Genomic DNA, 14,923 nt, shown 5'->3' with positions numbered 1-14,923 from the left:
CCGAGTCGTACGGCGGTCGCCGCGACGGCTCAGCCGAGGATGACGCCTGAGGCGCCCACGCCGGCCATGCCGGAGAAGATGTCCTCGTAGTACATCCGCCAGGCGCAGACCCGACCGGCGGTCACGTAGCCGGTGCAGGGGACTGCGGTGTTGGTGTCGTCGATGGCGGTGTTGGTGCCGGTCGCCCAGACCTGGAGGGTGTTCGCCGCGTTCACGATCTCCACGGGGCCGCCGCTGTCACCCTGACCGACGGCGTTGGTGCGGGTGGTGTTCTCGGCCTGCACCTGACCGCAGACAGTGCCGAAGTCGCGGACGTTGATGCAGAGGTTGCGGGCCTTCACCTGGATCGAGCACCGGGTGCCGGAGTACGCGCCCGAGGTGCACACGAAGTTGCCGACCTGGCTGGCCGACGCGCCGATCACCTGGTTGCTGAACTCGCTGACCACTCCGCCGGCCGCGTTGGTGCTGTTGTTGAAGACCCGGCCGCCCGAGCTGCCCGCGAGGAGCAGGGTGTCCGTGCCGGTGTTGCGGGTGCCGACGATGCCGATCGTCTGCCCGGTCGGGTCGGTCGCGAGGACGTTGAGGTTGGCGCAGTGCGCGGCGGAGAGCATCCGCGCCACCCCGCCCTGGAAGACCCCGAAGCCGGTCGAGCAACCACCGCCGGTGGCGGTGTTACGCCACGCGCCGCCACCCCACCACGGCGCCGTGTCGTCCCACCGGGTGGCGGGCGCGGCGGCGACCCCGGTCTGCACTGTCACCGGTACGCCGGCGAGAGCCGTCGCACCGAGCAGCCCGTCCTGGGTGCCGACGAGCAGGCCGGCGCCGTCGGCGCGCGGCCCGACCGTGGTGATCTTGTTGCCGGCTGCGGCCCGCAGCCGCTCCGCGGCGACCATGAGTTCCCGCTGTGAGTACGCGGCGGGCAGCACCTGGGTGGCGACGGTGGCCCGGGCGGTGGCCACCAGGTTGGCGGGCGGCTCACCCTTCCAGTAGACCTGGAGCTGGCGGCTGGTGGGATCGGCGACGATACCGGCGAAGCCGGAGTTCGCGCTGCGCTGTGCCGCGTTCGTGATCCGGGCGGCGGCGGTGTTCATGCGCTGCTGCAACCGGAGCAGCTCCGACCAGGAGGCGAAGCCGCCGGGGACCGGTGTGCTGTCGACGAAGGATCCGGTGGTGGCGGCCTTGCCGCCCGGTGCGGCGGTGGCCGGGGTGGCGGTCACGCCCGCGGCGAGCAGCGTGAGACCGATCGCGGCGACGGCGACGCGACGCAGCATCGCCACGGGACGACGGGCGGTCGGGTGTGGACGGATCATCGGGTACCTCTTCCCCCAGGGAGCGTGGAGCGGGCCGAGCCCGCATCAGGACGGTGGCAGGGGCATCGACCCCACGGGGCGGATCCTGGACGGGACTGGACACCGCTGGACACCGCCGGACGGGGAACGGTCCGCAGTGGAACTGTCAAACATTGGCAGTCGTCTATTGATCTGCGTCGCGTCGGAATTACCCTGCCCGTGCGCATCCGGGGGGCCGGATGACCGGGGGTGGGGGTCGCATGTCCGAGCAGTGGATACCGTCCGGCACTCATCAGACGTCACACGGGTCAGCCGAGCTGGCCCGCGCCGGCACCGAGGCGCAGACACTGCCCGAGTTGGCCGGGTTGCTGCGCCAGCTGCGCCGCCGCGAAGCCCGGCAGCAGGGAGAGACGCTGCTGACGTACCGGCAGTTGGCCGCGAAGACCGGCTGGTCACGCGGAATCATCGGCGAGTACTTCGCCGGCAACATCCTGCCGCCGCCGGAACGGTTCGACGCTCTCATCCGGCTGCTCGGGGCCACCCCCGCCGAGCAGGGGGTGCTGGCCACCGCGCGGGACCGGGTCGAGGAGCGACGCCGACGCCCGAACCGGGAACACGCGACCACCGGGCGGGCGGTCGCGCGGGCCAGGGTCGGCGGCCCGCGCGCCGGCACCACGTCCCCCCGGTTCCCGATACCCCGCCAACTGCCCCCGGCGCTGCCCGGCTTCGTCGGGCGTGCGACCCAACTCGCCCAGCTCGATGCCGAATGCGCTCGCGCCGTCGCGCCCGGGAACGACGGCGTGGCGTCGGTCACCGTCATGACCCTGTCCGGTACGGCCGGGGTCGGCAAGACGACCCTCGCTGTCACCTTCGCGCACCGGGTCGCCGACCGCTTCCCCGACGGTCAGCTCTACGTCGACCTGCGTGGGTTCGACGCCACCGGAACGGTGGTGACGGCCGTCGAGGCGGTCCGAGGTTTCCTCGAGGCCCTCGAGGTACCGCCCGAACGCATCCCCACCCACCTGCCCGCCCAGGTGGGCCTCTACCGCAGCCTGCTCGCCGGCCGCCGGATGCTGGTGCTGCTGGACAACGCCCGCGACGCCGACCAGATCCGACCCCTGCTGGTCGGCAGCCCGAACTGCCTGGTCCTGGTAACCAGTCGCAACCGGCTCGCCGGGCTGATCGCCGCCGAAGGTGCCCGGCCGATCGGCGTCGACCTGCTCAGCACCGCCGAGGCCTGGCACCTGTTGGCCCGGCGGCTCGGCACTGACCGGTTGGCGGCCGAGCCGCAGGCGGTGGACGAGATCATCGAGCGGTGTGCGCGGCTGCCGCTGGCGCTGGCCGTGCTCGCCGCGAGAGGTGCGGAGAAGCCGACGTTCCCGCTGGCCACCCTCGCTGCCGAACTGCGGGCGGCGCCGCGACCACTCGACTCGTTCGACGGAGGGGACGCCGGCACCGACGTGCAGGCCGTCTTCTCCTGGTCGTACCGGAGCCTGACTCCGGCGGCGGCCCGCCTGTTCCGGCTCTTCGGCTGCCATCCCGGACCGGACATCGGGTTCGCCGCGGCGGCCAGCCTGGCCGGGCTGCCCCGAGCCCAGGTGCCCCGACTGCTGGCCGAGCTGGCCCACGCGCACCTCGTCACCGAGCACGCCCCCGGCCGGTTCGGCGCCCACGACCTGCTCCGGGCGTACGCGGCCGAGCAGGTCGAACGTCTCGAACCGGAGCACGCCCGGCGGGCCGCGATCCGACGTGGGCTGGACCACTACCTGCACACCGCCCACGCGGCGGCGCTGCTGCTGCAACCGGGTCGGGACCCGGTCACCCTCACCGCCGCCGCCCCGGGTGTGCTGCCCGAGGAGATCACCGACCTCGGTCAGGCGCTCGCCTGGTTCGGCGTCGAGTATCCGGTGCTGCTGGCGGCGGTCGCCCACGCGAGGCGGGCCGGGTTCGACGGCCACGCGTGGCAGCTGGCCTGGACACTGGTGGACTTCCTGCAACGCCGGGGGCGGTGGCCGGACCTGGCAGTGGCCCAGCGGAACGCCCTGGCCGGGGCGCAACAGGCCGGCGACCGACCCGGGCAGGCGAACGCCCACCGCGACCTCGCCCGGGTGCTGTCCCGGCTGGGGCGGGTGAACGAGGCGGCGAGGAACTACCGGCAAGCCCTGGGGATCTTCGCGGAGTTGGGCGACCACACCGGGCAGGCGCGCACCCACCGGGCGTTCGGCGCGATGCTCGACGGGCTCGGCCGGCACGCCGAGTCCCTGGAGCAGAGCGAGCGGGCCCTGGCGCTGTACCGGGCCGCCGGGCACGTCGCCGGGGAGGCCAGCGCCCGCAACGCGGTGGGGTGGGCGTACGCCCAGCTCGGCCGGTACGAGCCGGCGCTCGGGCACTGCCGGGAGGCGTTGGCGCTGCTGCGGACGACAGGCGACCGGCACGGCGAGGCGAACACCTGGGACAGCCTCGGCTTCATCCACGCCCGGCTGGCCGACCACCGGGCGGCGATCCGCTGTTTCCAGCGGGCCCTCGGGCTGTACCGGCGGGTCAGCGACCGCTACGACGAGGCGGACACCCTGTCCCGGCTCGGCGAGAGCCGGCAGGCGGTGGGGGACGCGGCCGGCGCCGCGCGTACCTGGCGACGGGCCCTGGGCATCCTCGACGATCTCGGCCACCCGGACGCCGAGCGGGTGCGGGAGCTGTTTGCCGGGGAGCCCGCCGGTGACGCTGGGCACACCGGCGGTGGTTGAGCGAGGTGCGCCGCCCGGCGCCCGGCCGGGCACTCCGTAGACTGGTACGGCACCGCTCGTCCACCCGAAGAAGGAGCCGTCCCGCGTGACCGTCCAGCCCATCCGTCTGTTTGGGGATCCGGTGCTGCGCACGCCGGCCGATCCGGTGGTCGACTTCGACGCCGAGCTACGTCGGCTCGTCGCCGACCTCACCGACACGATGCGTGAGCAGAACGGCGCCGGCCTTGCCGCGCCGCAGCTCGGTGTGAGCCTGCGGGTGTTCACCTTCGACGTCGACGACGTCCTCGGGCACCTGATCAACCCGGTGCTGGAGTTCCCCGACGAGGAGGAGCAGGACGGCCCGGAGGGCTGCCTGTCCATCCCCGGGCTCTACTTCGACACCAAGCGTCGGCAGAACGTCGTCGCCAAGGGCTTCAGCTCGTTCGGCGACCCGATGCAGATCGTCGGCACCGGCCTGATGGCGCGCTGCGTGCAGCACGAGACCGACCACCTCGACGGGGTGCTCTTCCTGGACCGACTGGACCCGGAGGGGCGCAAGGAAGCCATGAAGGCGATCCGCCAGGCCGAGTGGTACGACGCGGCGGCCCCGCCCACTGTCAAGCTCAGCCCGCACATCAGCGACCCCTTCGGTCTGGGGCGCTGACCCGGATGCGCGTGATCTTCGCCGGTACGCCGGCCGTCGCCGTTCCCGCAGTGGCCGCCGTCGCCGCCTCCCGACACGAGCTGGTGGCAGTGGTCACCCGGCCCGACGCGCCCGCCGGGCGCGGGCGGGGCCTGTCCCGCTCGCCGGTCGGCGCGTGGGCCGACGAGCACGGCGTCGAGGTTCTCACGCCGGCCCGCCCCCGCGACCCGGAGTTCCTCGACCGGCTGCGCGAGCTGGAGCCGGACTGCGTGCCGGTGGTCGCCTACGGCGCGCTGGTGCCGCCGGCGGCCCTGGAGATCCCCCGGCACGGCTGGATCAACCTGCACTTCTCCCTGCTGCCCGCGTGGCGTGGCGCCGCGCCCGTGCAGCACGCCGTGCTGCACGGCGACGAGCTGACCGGGGCCAGCGTTTTCCAGTTGGAGGAGGGCCTGGACACCGGCCCGGTCTACGGCACGCTGACCGACGAGATCCGCGCCACCGACACCTCCGGCGACCTGCTGGGGCGGCTCGCCGATTCCGGCGCCGGGCTGCTGGTGGCGGTGCTCGACGCGATCGCCGACGGCACCGCCCGTGCCGAGCCGCAGCCGGCCGACGGGGTGTCGCTGGCGCCGAAGCTGACAGTGGACGACGCGCGGGTGCGCTGGAGCGACCCTGCCTTCGCCGTGGACCGGCGGATCCGGGCCTGCACTCCCGCGCCGGGTGGCTGGACGACGTTCCGCGACGAGCGGGTGAAGCTCGGGCCGGTCGTCCCGGTGCCCGACGGCCCCGAGCTGAAGCCGGGGGAGTTGCTGGTGGAGAAGTCCCGGGTGCTGGTCGGCACGGCGACCGTGCCGGTCCGTCTCGGCGAGGTCCGCGCCGCGGGCAAGCGGGCGATGGACGCTACCGACTGGGCGCGCGGCGTCCGGGTCGGCACTGGAGAGGACTTCGCGTGACGGCACCGGAGGGAACCCGACCGACGCGCTCCGGCCCGTCGACCGGCCGTGGCGGGGACCGGCGCCCGGTCCGACCACCGCTGGACCGACCGCGCCGCGCCGCGTACGAGGCGGTGGCGGCGGTGCACCGGGACGACGCGTTCGCCAACCTGGTGCTGCCCATCATCCTGCGGGAAGAGGGGCTGTTCGGTCGGGACGCGGCCTTCGCCACCGAGCTGACCTACGGCACCCTGCGCCACCTGGGCACGTTGGACGCGATCCTGACCGACGCGGCCGGCCGGGACGTGGCCCGGATCGACCCGCCGGTACGCGACGCGCTGCGGCTCGGGGCGTACCAACTGCTGCACACCCGGGTGCCGCCGCACGCCGCGGTCTCCTCGACTGTGGACCTGGTCCGTTCGGTGGCACCGGGCGCTACCGGTTTCGCCAACGCGGTGCTGCGCGAGGTGTCCAGCCGTGACGCGGACGCCTGGGTGGCGAAGCTCGCTCCACTGATGGAGACCGACCCGGTCGGGCACCTCGCGTTGGCGTACAGCCACCCGCAGTGGATCGTCCGAGCCTTCTCCGAGGCGCTCGGCGGCGATCTGGGTGAGACGGAGCGTCTCCTGATCGAGGACAATGAGCGCCCGCCGGTGCACCTGTGTGCCCGGCCCGGCCTGATCGACCCGGTCGAGCTGGCCGATGAGGTCGGCGGTGCGCCCGGTGCCTTCTCGCCGTACGCCGTCTATCTGGCCGGCGGGTCGCCGGGCGACATCCCGGCGGTGGTCGACGGCCGGGCCCACGTGCAGGACGAGGGCTCCCAGCTGGTAGCCACAGCGCTCGCCGACGCCCCGCTGGACGGCCCGGACGGACGGTGGCTGGACCTGTGCGCCGGCCCGGGTGGCAAGGCCGGGTTGCTCGGCGCGCTGGCCGCGCAGCGGGGTGCCCGGGTGACAGCGGTGGAGGTGGCCGAGCACCGCGCTCGGCTGGTCTCCCTGGCGACGCGGGACCTGCCGGTGACCGTGCTGACCATGGACGGCCGTGAGGTCGGCGGCGACCCGAAACTGCCGGAGCAGCACTTCGACAGGGTGCTGGTCGACGCGCCGTGTACCGGGCTGGGGTCGCTGCGTCGTCGGCCGGAGTCGCGGTGGCGTCGCCAACCGTCCGACCTGCCGCCGCTGACCCGGCTGCAACGGGAGTTGCTCGGCGCGGCGCTGCGGGCGGTCCGCCCGGGTGGCCTGGTCGCCTATGTCACCTGTTCGCCGCACACCGTCGAGACGCACGTGACGGTTACCGAGGCGGCCCGCCGTAGCGGGGTTGCGGTGGACTTCGTGGACGCCCGCCCGCTGCTGCCGGCCGGCATGCCCGGTCTCGGCGACGGGCCGACAGTGCAGCTCTGGCCACACCGCCACGGCACCGACGCGATGTTCCTCGCCGTCCTGCGCCGAGGCTGATCCGCTCCACGCGTCCGGCCGGTCGACCGACCGGCCGGACGTCGTGCGCGCAGGCTCAGGTGACCGGGAGGCCCTTGGTGCCGGCGTTCTTCATCGAGCGGGTCAGGTTCCGGTCGGAGATCCAGAGGAAGCACTGCACGCCCCGGTTCCCGTTGCGCCACTCCTCCTCGTACGGCTGGTAGTAGATCGTGCCGGCGCGGAAGTCGAGCTGGGAGTTGTCCGGAACCTTGGCGTACTTGGCGATCATCGTCTGGCAGGCCCGGTGGGTCCGCTTGGTGCTGCGGGTGAACGCGGCGTAGCTGGTGTCCGGCGCCTGCCAGACGCCGACGAACTCGGCGTGGTGCTTGGCGGTGCAGGAGACCGCGACCATCTCGTCGATGTCGTCCTTGACCATCTTCGGGTTGAAGCAGCGGTACGCCAGCGGGGCCGCTCCGGACAGCGCGCCCCGGAGGCTGCCGGTGCGCAGGTCGACAGCGGTGTCGTCGATGCTGGCGATCTCGGTGACGTCGCAGCGGTACCAGCGGGCTCCGCCCGACCAGGCCTGCGGCGACGGCAGCACGACGGTCAGGCCGAGCCGCCCGGAACGCCAGTCGGCTCCCACCGCCTTGTTGACCGCCGTGTCGCACCCGGTCTGCGCGGCCCGCATGCCGGCCGAGCCGGGCTGCGGGGGCGTGCCGCCGTCGGCGCCCGGGCCGGTGAGGGTGCCGACGTGCATGGTCTCCACCCGGTGCGCCTCGGTGCACGCCGTCGGGTTGTAGCCGGTCAGGAAGCCGACCTGCTGGGAGCTCTGGTGGCAGACGTCGGCAGCGGGGACGAACTGCTGCGCCGCGACGGGCGCCGGCCAGTCGTCGATGAGGTCACTGTCGATTCCGGCGGGTGCGCCGCACCCGGCCAGCGCCAGGGCCAGTGCCCCACCCCCGGCGAACGCCGCCAGCCACCGTCGCATCCCGACCTCCCGCCGCTGCTGGCCCCCGACCGGACCCGGCCGGTCGATAGCGCCACGGCGCAGCAGCATACGGCAACGATGGTCAGATCGCGGGCAGTCCCTCGGGACCGGCGCCACGCATCGAGCGGGTGAGTTTGCGGTCGTCGCTCCACAGGAAACAGCGCACTCCACGGTCGCCCTCCTCCCACTCCCGCTGCGACGGCGGGTAGTAGATGGACCCGGCCCGGTACGGCAGCTCGCTGTTGTTGGGCACCGCCGCGTACTCGGCGATCAGCGCCATGCAGCGCCGGTGCGCCTGCTCGGCGGACTTGGCGAACTCCGCCCAGCTCATGTCCTGTTCCTCATAGACGCCCACGAACTCGGCGCGGTGCGGCTCCGTGCAGAGCACCGGCGCCATGTAGTTGAGGTTGTCGCCGATCAGTTTGGGGTCGAAGCAGCGGTGCGTCAGGGGCGTGTCGCCGATCAACGCGCCGCGCAGGCTGCCGGTGCGGTTCACCGGGCGGGTGTTGTCGATGCTCCCGGTCTCGCTGAGGTCGCAGCGGAACCAGCGGGCGCCGCCGGCCCAGGCGGGCGCGGACGGCAACGCGAGGGACAGCGCGAGTCGGGCCGTGTGCCAGTCGCCGCCGAGCACCTCCCGGGCCCGCTGGTCGCACTCGGCGCGAGCCGTGCGCAGCGCCGACGATCCGGGTTCCGGTCGGGCCTCGGTCAGCGCGTCGGGCCCGACGAAGGTGCCGACGTGGATGGTCTCGGCCAGGTGGTTGCGCGCGCAGTCCACCGTTTCGTACGTGCTGGCCTGCACGACAGTGGCGATCCGCGGCAGGCAGGTGTCGGTGGCAGGGGTGAACGGCTTGGGGACCCGCAGCGTCGGCCAGTCGTCGGTGAGATCACCGTCCGCGCCTCGCGCCGGCGCGCAGCCGGCCAGCAGCATCGTCGTGACGCTGGCCAGCACCAGCGCTGGAAGCCACCGTCGCATCGTCCGCCCTCCCGGGAGCTGGCGGCCGGTCGCCGCGCCCCGCGGCGAGACCCCGGCGGGCGTGCAGCCTACGGCACCGTCCCGGTTGGAGTGTCGTCGCGTTTCCGTCGATCGGCCAGTGGCTGATGTCTGTTCGTCCGGATTCGGGGGTCCGGAGCGTCCAATTCTGCACCAATGGTCACTGCTGGGTCACAGGGCGTCCCCAAAGGTGCCGCGATGCGGGTGGCGGGTGGCCACGTTCGTACACTGGCCCCGTGACCGTACCGCCGCCGATCGTCGCGCCGAGCATCCTGGCCGCCGATTTCGCCCGCCTCGCCGAAGAAGTCCGTGCCGTCGAGGACGCCGCGGACTGGTTGCACGTCGACGTGATGGACAACCACTTCGTGCCGAACCTGACCATTGGGCTGCCCGTGGTGCAGAGCCTGCGGGCCGTCACGGCGATGCCCTTCGACGTGCACCTGATGATCGAGGACCCGCGCCGGTGGGCCCCCGGGTACGCCGACGCCGGGGCGTACAACGTCACCTTCCACGCGGAGGCGTCCGACGACCCGGTGGCGCTCGCCAAGGACCTGCGTTCGGCCGGTGCGAAGGCGGGCCTGGCCATCGACCGGGACACCCCGATCGAGCCCTACCTGGACCTGCTGCCCAGCTTCGACACCCTGCTGATCATGACGATCAAGGCGGGCTTCGGCGGGCAGCGGTTCATTCCGCAGCTCCTGGAGAAGGTGCGGACGGCCCGGCGGCACGCGTCGGCCGGGCATCTGGAGCTGCGCATCGAGGTGGACGGCGGCATCGCCGCCGACACCATCGAGCAGGCGGCAGCGGCCGGCGCCGACGCGTTCGTGGCCGGCACCGCCGTGTACGGGGCCGCCGACCCGGCGGAGGCGGTACGGCACCTGCGGGCACTGGCGGAACGCGCGGCGCCCGGGGCCTGAGGTGGAGCCCGAGGCCGACCGCAAGGACATCATTCTCGTCGTGGACGACGACGAGGACATCGCCCGGTTCGTCGAGTTCAACCTGCGGTTGCACGGCTTCGAGGTGATCCACGCCAGCGACGGCCAGGAGGCCCTGGAGATCATCGAGCGCCAACGGCCGGACCTGGCGGTGGTCGACCTCATGATGCCCCGCATCGACGGGCTGGAGCTGACCCGCCGGTTACGCGCCGACCCGATGACGTCCGCCCTTCCGGTGATCATGCTGACCGCCAAGGGCATGACAGTCGACAAGGTGCACGGGCTCAGCGCCGGCGCGGACGACTACCTGGTCAAGCCGTTCGACACCGCCGAGCTGGTGGCCCGGGTCTCGTCCACGCTGCGCCGCAACAAGGAGTTCCGGGAGGTCTCCCCGCTGACCGGGCTGCCCGGCAACAGCCGGATCCGTCGGGAGATCAGCGATCGGGTCCGAAACGGCGTGGACTACGCCGTCGGCTACGTCGACATCGACCGGTTCAAGAGCGTCAACGACCGGTACGGCTTCGTGCGCGGCGACGACTTCATCTCCGCGCTGGCCCGCAGCCTGCACCGGGCGGTGGTGGGCGTCGGGCTGCCACCGGCCTTCCTCGGTCACGTCGGCGGCGACGACTTCGTCATCGTCTGCGCCCCGGACCAGGTGCGCCCACTGACGTCCCGGGCGGTCGTCGACTTCGAGAACGCCGCCGACACGCTCTACGACCCGACCGACCGGGAACGCGGCTTCGTCGAGTTGAAGGATCGACGCGGCAACATCCGGCGGGCGGCCCTGGTCACGCTCTCCATCGGGGTGTCCCTCTCCGACGCCGGCAAGCGGTTCACCGACCCGCTCGAAGCGATCGCTGTGGCCTCGGAGATGAAGACGGTGGCCAAGAGCCAACCGGGCTCGTACGTGGCGGTGGACCGCCGTCGCGGCGTCACCTGAGCGTGATACCGCTGTGAAGTAGCTCGCCTAGGTGGCGGCGGAGCCGGATCGGCGTGTAAGACTTCCCGTGTACCCACCACGCGCTGGCGGGACTCGGTGAAATTCCGAACCGGCGGTGATCCACGGTCCAACCGTGGTCAGCCCGCGACCCGGACGGCTCTGCCGTCCGGTGGACCTGGTGAAAATCCGGGGCCGACGGTTGGGGGCGGTTCGTCCGCGCCCAGACAGTCCGGATGGGAGACAGCGCGCGGGACGGACGGGTCCGAGCCGGCCGCTGGCTTCAGCGTGCCGTGTCGACCCCCCGGGGGCGGCTGTGCCGTTCCCGGAATCCGCCACCGCCTGCCCGTGGCCCCATGGCCACCGCCTCCCTGACCGCCCGCGCGCGGATCGGCGAGTGAGAGGGCAGGGGCAGCGCGATGGCCAGCGTCTCCGTTGATGAGGCGATGCGGCGTGCGATCGAGTTGGCGGCGCGCGGGCTCGGCACCACCAGCCCCAACCCCGTGGTCGGGTGCGTGCTGCTCGACGAGGACGGCGAGGTCGTGGGCGAGGGCTTCCACGCGTACGCCGGGGGGCCGCACGCCGAGATCGTCGCCCTGGCGCAGGCCGGGCGGCGGGCCAAGGGCGGCACCGCTGTCGTCACTCTGGAACCCTGCGACCACACCGGCCGCACCGGCCCCTGTAGTTCCGCGCTCGTCCAGGCCGGGGTGGGCCGTGTGGTCATCGCCGTACCCGACCCGAACCCTGTCGCTTCCGGGGGCGCCGCCACCTTGCGCGCCTCCGGGGTCCGGGTCGATCTGGGGGTACGCGGCGAGGAGGCCGAGGCCGGCAACGTCGCGTGGTTGACCTCGATGCGCCGAGGCTGGCCGTACGTGATCTGGAAGTACGCCGCCACGCTCGACGGGCGTTCCGCCGCGGCGGACGGCACCAGCATGTGGATCACCTCGGAGGCGGCCCGGATCGACGTGCACGCGCTGCGGGGCACCGTCGACGCGGTCATCGCCGGGGTGGGCACGGTGCTCGCCGACGATCCTCGGTTGACAGCCCGCAACCTGCGCGACGGCAGCCTGGCCATCCGGCAGCCGCTGCGGGTGGTGGTGGACAGCTCGGGGCGTACCCCGGTTGACGCCAAGGTCCGCGACGGCGCCGCGCGGACGTGGATCGCGACCGCCGACGAGGTCGGCGCCGACCCGCACGGCCGGGTCGACCTGTCGGCGCTGCTCGCGGCGCTGCACCAGCGCGGGGTCCGCGCGGTGCTGCTGGAGGGCGGCCCCCGGCTGGCCGGCGCGTTCCTGGAGGCCGGCCTGGTCGACAAGATCGTCGGGTACGTCGCGCCGCGGTTGCTCGGCGCCGGCCCGACCGCTCTGGTCGACGCGGGAGTGACCACCATCGCCGAGGCAATCGATCTGGAGTTCGTCGACGTTACGCAGATCGGTCCGGATCTCCGGATCACCGCTTTGCCCCGCAAAAGGGAGGGCTGAGATGTTCACCGGCATCATCGAGGAATTGGGCGAGATCGTCCGGGTCGCGCCGACGGCAGGCGATTCGGCGCTGCTGGGTGTACGTGGCCCGCTGGTCACGTCCGACGCCCGGCACGGCGACTCGATCGCCGTCAACGGTGTCTGCCTGACCGTCGTGGAGGTGGGCGACGGTGTCTTCACCGCCGACGTGATGGGGGAGACGCTGCGCCGCTCCGCGCTGGGCGCGCTGCGCCCCGGCGACCCGGTCAACCTGGAGCGGGCCGCCGCGCTCGGTAGCCGGCTCGGCGGGCACCTGGTGCAGGGCCACGTCGACGGCGTCGGTGAACTGATCTCCCGGGAGCCGGCCGAGCAGTGGGAGACCGTCCGGTTCCGGCTGCCCGCCGCCCTGTCCCGGTACGTGGTGGAGAAGGGCTCGATCACCATCGACGGTGTCTCGTTGACGGTCGCCGCCGTCGGCGCGGACGAGTTCGCCGTCGGGCTGATCCCGACCACGCTCAAGCTGACCACGCTCGGCGCGAAGGGCGTCGGCGACCCGGTCAACCTGGAGGTCGACGTGCTGGCCAAGTACGTCGAGCGGCTGCTCGGCGACCGGCTCACCAACGCCGACGCCAGCGGGCTGGCCGCGAACCCGGGCGGGGTGGCCTGATGGGCCCGCTCAGCTGGCTGCTGGACGCCCAGGTGCACGTCGCCGGCTCGCCGGTGCTGGCCAGGGAGATCGTCGGCAACGCGTTCGGGCTGGTCTCGGCGCTGCTCGGGTTGCGCCGGCTGGTCTGGGCCTGGCCGGTCGGCATGATCGGTAACGCGCTGCTCCTCACCGTCTTCCTCGGCGGGGTGTTCGCCACCCCGCAGGAGCACGACCTGTACGGGCAGGCCGGCCGGCAGGTGTTCTTCTTCGCGGTCAGCGTCTACGGCTGGTGGCGCTGGCAGCGCAACCGTCGCGCCGACGCCGGGCAGGCCGCTGTCGTGCCGCGCTGGGCCACCGGACGGGAGCGACTGATGCTGCTGGTGGCCGCCGTGGTCGGCACCGCCGCGGCGTACCCGCTGCTCAAGGCCCTGGGCTCATGGGGCCCGCTGCCCGACGCCTGGATCCTCACCGGCAGCCTGCTGGCCACGTACGGCATGGCCCGCGGCTGGGTGGAGTTCTGGCTGCTCTGGATCGCTGTGGACGCGGTCGGAGTGCCGCTGCTGCTGCGCGGCGGGTTCTACCCCTCGGCCGTCATGTACCTGATCTACGGCGCCCTCTGCGTCTGGGGCTTCGCCGCCTGGTGGCGCACCTCCCGCGCCGCGGCCACCGTCCGTACGCCCATCTACCGGGAGGCTGTCGCGTGACCAGCTTTGGGGATATCGAGCAGGCGATCGCGGACATCGCGGCCGGCCGGCCGGTCGTCGTGGTCGACGACGCGGACCGGGAGAACGAGGGCGACCTGATCTTCGCGGCCGAGTTGGCAACGCCGGAGCTGATGGCGTTCATGGTGCGCTACACCTCCGGCTACGTCTGTGTGGCGCTGACCGAGAGCGAAGCCGACCGGCTCGACCTGCCGCCGATGCACCACACCAACCAGGACCGGCGCGGCACCGCGTACACGGTGACTGTGGACGCCCGCGAGGGGGTCAGCACCGGCATCTCGGCGGCCGATCGCGCGCACACCAGCCGGCTGCTCGCCGACGCGGCGACCGACCCGACCGACCTGGCCCGTCCCGGGCACGTGGTGCCGCTGCGCGCTCGTGAGGGCGGGGTGCTGCGCCGACCGGGGCACACCGAGGCGGGGATCGACCTGACCCGGCTGGCCGGGCTGCGTCCGGCCGGCGTGCTCTGCGAGCTGGTCAACGACGACGGCACCATGATGCGCCTGCCGGACCTGGAGAAGTTCTCCGCCGAGCACGGCCTCACGCTCGTCACCATCGCCGACCTGATCGCCTACCGCCGGCGTACCGAGAAGCAGGTCGAGCTGGTCGCCGACGCCCGGATGCCGACGAAGCACGGGGTGTTCCGGGCGCTCGGCTACCGCGCCGAGCACGACCCGGCCGAACATGTCGCGATGGTGCTGGGTGACCTCGGTGACGGTCAGGACGTGCTGGTCCGGGTGCACTCCGAGTGCCTGACCGGGGACGTGTTCGGCTCGCTGCGCTGCGACTGCGGGCCGCAGCTGGAAGCCGCGCTGGCTCGGGTCGGGCAGGAGGGCCGGGGCGTGGTGCTCTACGTCCGTGGGCACGAGGGGCGCGGCATCGGGTTGCTGCACAAGCTGCAGGCGTACCAGTTGCAGGACCTGGGCCGTGACACCGTCGACGCCAACCTCGACCTGGGCCTGCCGGCCGACGCCCGCGACTACGGCACCGGCGCGCAGATCCTCTACGACCTGGGTGTGCGGTCGATGCGGCTGCTGACGAACAACCCGGCCAAGCGGGCCGGCCTGGAGGGGTACGGGTTGACCATCACCGGCCGCGAGGGGCTGCCGGTCGGCGCGCACCCGGAGAACATGCGCTACCTGCGCACCAAGCGGGACCGGATGGGTCACCTGCTGGACGAGTTGGACGAGGTGTCCGAGGCGCCGATGGGGCGTCCGGTCACCAACGACGAGATCGGAGCATGAC

At 72.9% G+C, this 14,923-nt stretch carries 13 protein-coding genes and 1 riboswitch; of the genes, 10 read left to right on the top strand and 3 right to left on the bottom strand.

Annotated elements, in window-relative coordinates:
- Positions 1-29 precede the first annotated feature (29 nt).
- Positions 30-1,310: a hypothetical protein gene (locus tag OG598_RS15255; RefSeq protein ID WP_328655053.1), complete on the bottom strand. Its 1,281-nt coding sequence runs from the start codon at positions 1,308-1,310 to the stop codon at positions 30-32.
- Positions 1,311-1,549: 239 nt separating this feature from the next.
- On the opposite strand from OG598_RS15255, the gene OG598_RS15250 reads away from it, so the two are divergent.
- The 4 genes from OG598_RS15250 (at position 1,550) to OG598_RS15235 (ending at position 7,041) form a co-directional block, all read left to right on the top strand.
- Complete coding sequence (locus OG598_RS15250) at positions 1,550-4,033, top strand: ATP-binding protein (protein ID WP_328655052.1); 2,484 nt, start codon at positions 1,550-1,552, stop codon at positions 4,031-4,033.
- Positions 4,034-4,118: 85 nt separating this feature from the next.
- The gene (gene def, locus OG598_RS15245; RefSeq protein ID WP_091401921.1) at positions 4,119-4,676 is read left to right on the top strand and encodes a peptide deformylase; all 558 of its coding nucleotides are present in this window, start codon (positions 4,119-4,121) and stop codon (positions 4,674-4,676) included.
- Positions 4,677-4,681: 5 nt separating this feature from the next.
- A complete protein-coding gene (fmt, locus tag OG598_RS15240; protein ID WP_328655051.1) occupies positions 4,682-5,608 on the top strand; it encodes a methionyl-tRNA formyltransferase in 927 nt (308 codons plus the stop codon).
- Positions 5,605-7,041, top strand: coding sequence for an RsmB/NOP family class I SAM-dependent RNA methyltransferase (locus OG598_RS15235; protein WP_328655050.1), 1,437 nt, complete (start codon positions 5,605-5,607; stop codon positions 7,039-7,041). The genes fmt and OG598_RS15235 overlap by 4 nt, the downstream gene beginning before the upstream one ends.
- Positions 7,042-7,096: 55 nt before the next feature.
- Here the strand turns inward: OG598_RS15235 and OG598_RS15230 are convergent, their stop codons facing one another.
- Together OG598_RS15230 and OG598_RS15225 are read right to left on the bottom strand one after the other, a co-directional pair.
- The gene (locus tag OG598_RS15230) at positions 7,097-7,987 is read right to left on the bottom strand and encodes a septum formation family protein (RefSeq protein ID WP_328655339.1); all 891 of its coding nucleotides are present in this window, start codon (positions 7,985-7,987) and stop codon (positions 7,097-7,099) included.
- Between the two features lie 82 nt (positions 7,988-8,069).
- Positions 8,070-8,960 carry a septum formation family protein gene (locus OG598_RS15225; protein ID WP_328655049.1) on the bottom strand — a complete coding sequence of 297 codons (891 nt, stop codon included), beginning with the start codon at positions 8,958-8,960 and terminating at the stop codon, positions 8,070-8,072.
- Positions 8,961-9,214: 254 nt separating this feature from the next.
- Between OG598_RS15225 and rpe the strand changes: the two genes are divergently transcribed.
- The 6 genes from rpe (at position 9,215) to OG598_RS15195 (ending at position 14,922) form a co-directional block, all read left to right on the top strand.
- Positions 9,215-9,895 (top strand): ribulose-phosphate 3-epimerase, encoded by a 681-nt coding sequence (rpe, locus tag OG598_RS15220; RefSeq protein ID WP_238671589.1) that lies wholly within the window; start codon positions 9,215-9,217, stop codon positions 9,893-9,895.
- 1 nt (position 9,896) lies between these two features.
- Positions 9,897-10,853, top strand: a complete 957-nt coding sequence (locus OG598_RS15215) for a response regulator (protein WP_328655048.1) — start codon at positions 9,897-9,899, stop codon at positions 10,851-10,853.
- A gap of 78 nt (positions 10,854-10,931) precedes the next feature.
- Positions 10,932-11,102, top strand: a riboswitch (FMN riboswitch).
- A gap of 167 nt (positions 11,103-11,269) precedes the next feature.
- Positions 11,270-12,331, top strand: a complete 1,062-nt coding sequence (gene ribD, locus OG598_RS15210) for a bifunctional diaminohydroxyphosphoribosylaminopyrimidine deaminase/5-amino-6-(5-phosphoribosylamino)uracil reductase RibD (protein ID WP_328655047.1) — start codon at positions 11,270-11,272, stop codon at positions 12,329-12,331.
- 1 nt (position 12,332) lies between these two features.
- A complete protein-coding gene (locus tag OG598_RS15205) occupies positions 12,333-12,977 on the top strand; it encodes a riboflavin synthase (protein WP_328655046.1) in 645 nt (214 codons plus the stop codon).
- Entirely contained in the window at positions 12,977-13,660 is a 684-nt protein-coding gene (pnuC, locus tag OG598_RS15200; protein WP_328655045.1) for a nicotinamide riboside transporter PnuC, read from the top strand. The genes OG598_RS15205 and pnuC overlap by 1 nt, the downstream gene beginning before the upstream one ends.
- The gene (locus OG598_RS15195; RefSeq protein WP_328655044.1) at positions 13,657-14,922 is read left to right on the top strand and encodes a bifunctional 3,4-dihydroxy-2-butanone-4-phosphate synthase/GTP cyclohydrolase II; all 1,266 of its coding nucleotides are present in this window, start codon (positions 13,657-13,659) and stop codon (positions 14,920-14,922) included. The genes pnuC and OG598_RS15195 overlap by 4 nt, the downstream gene beginning before the upstream one ends.
- The last annotated feature ends 1 nt before the right edge of the window (position 14,923 follow it).

It is taken from the genome of Micromonospora sp. NBC_00330 (assembly GCF_036136635.1).
Lineage (GTDB): Bacteria > Actinomycetota > Actinomycetes > Mycobacteriales > Micromonosporaceae > Micromonospora > Micromonospora salmantinae.
The sequence above is the reverse complement of the archived record's forward strand: the minus strand, read 5'-3'. Positions and strand labels throughout refer to the sequence as shown.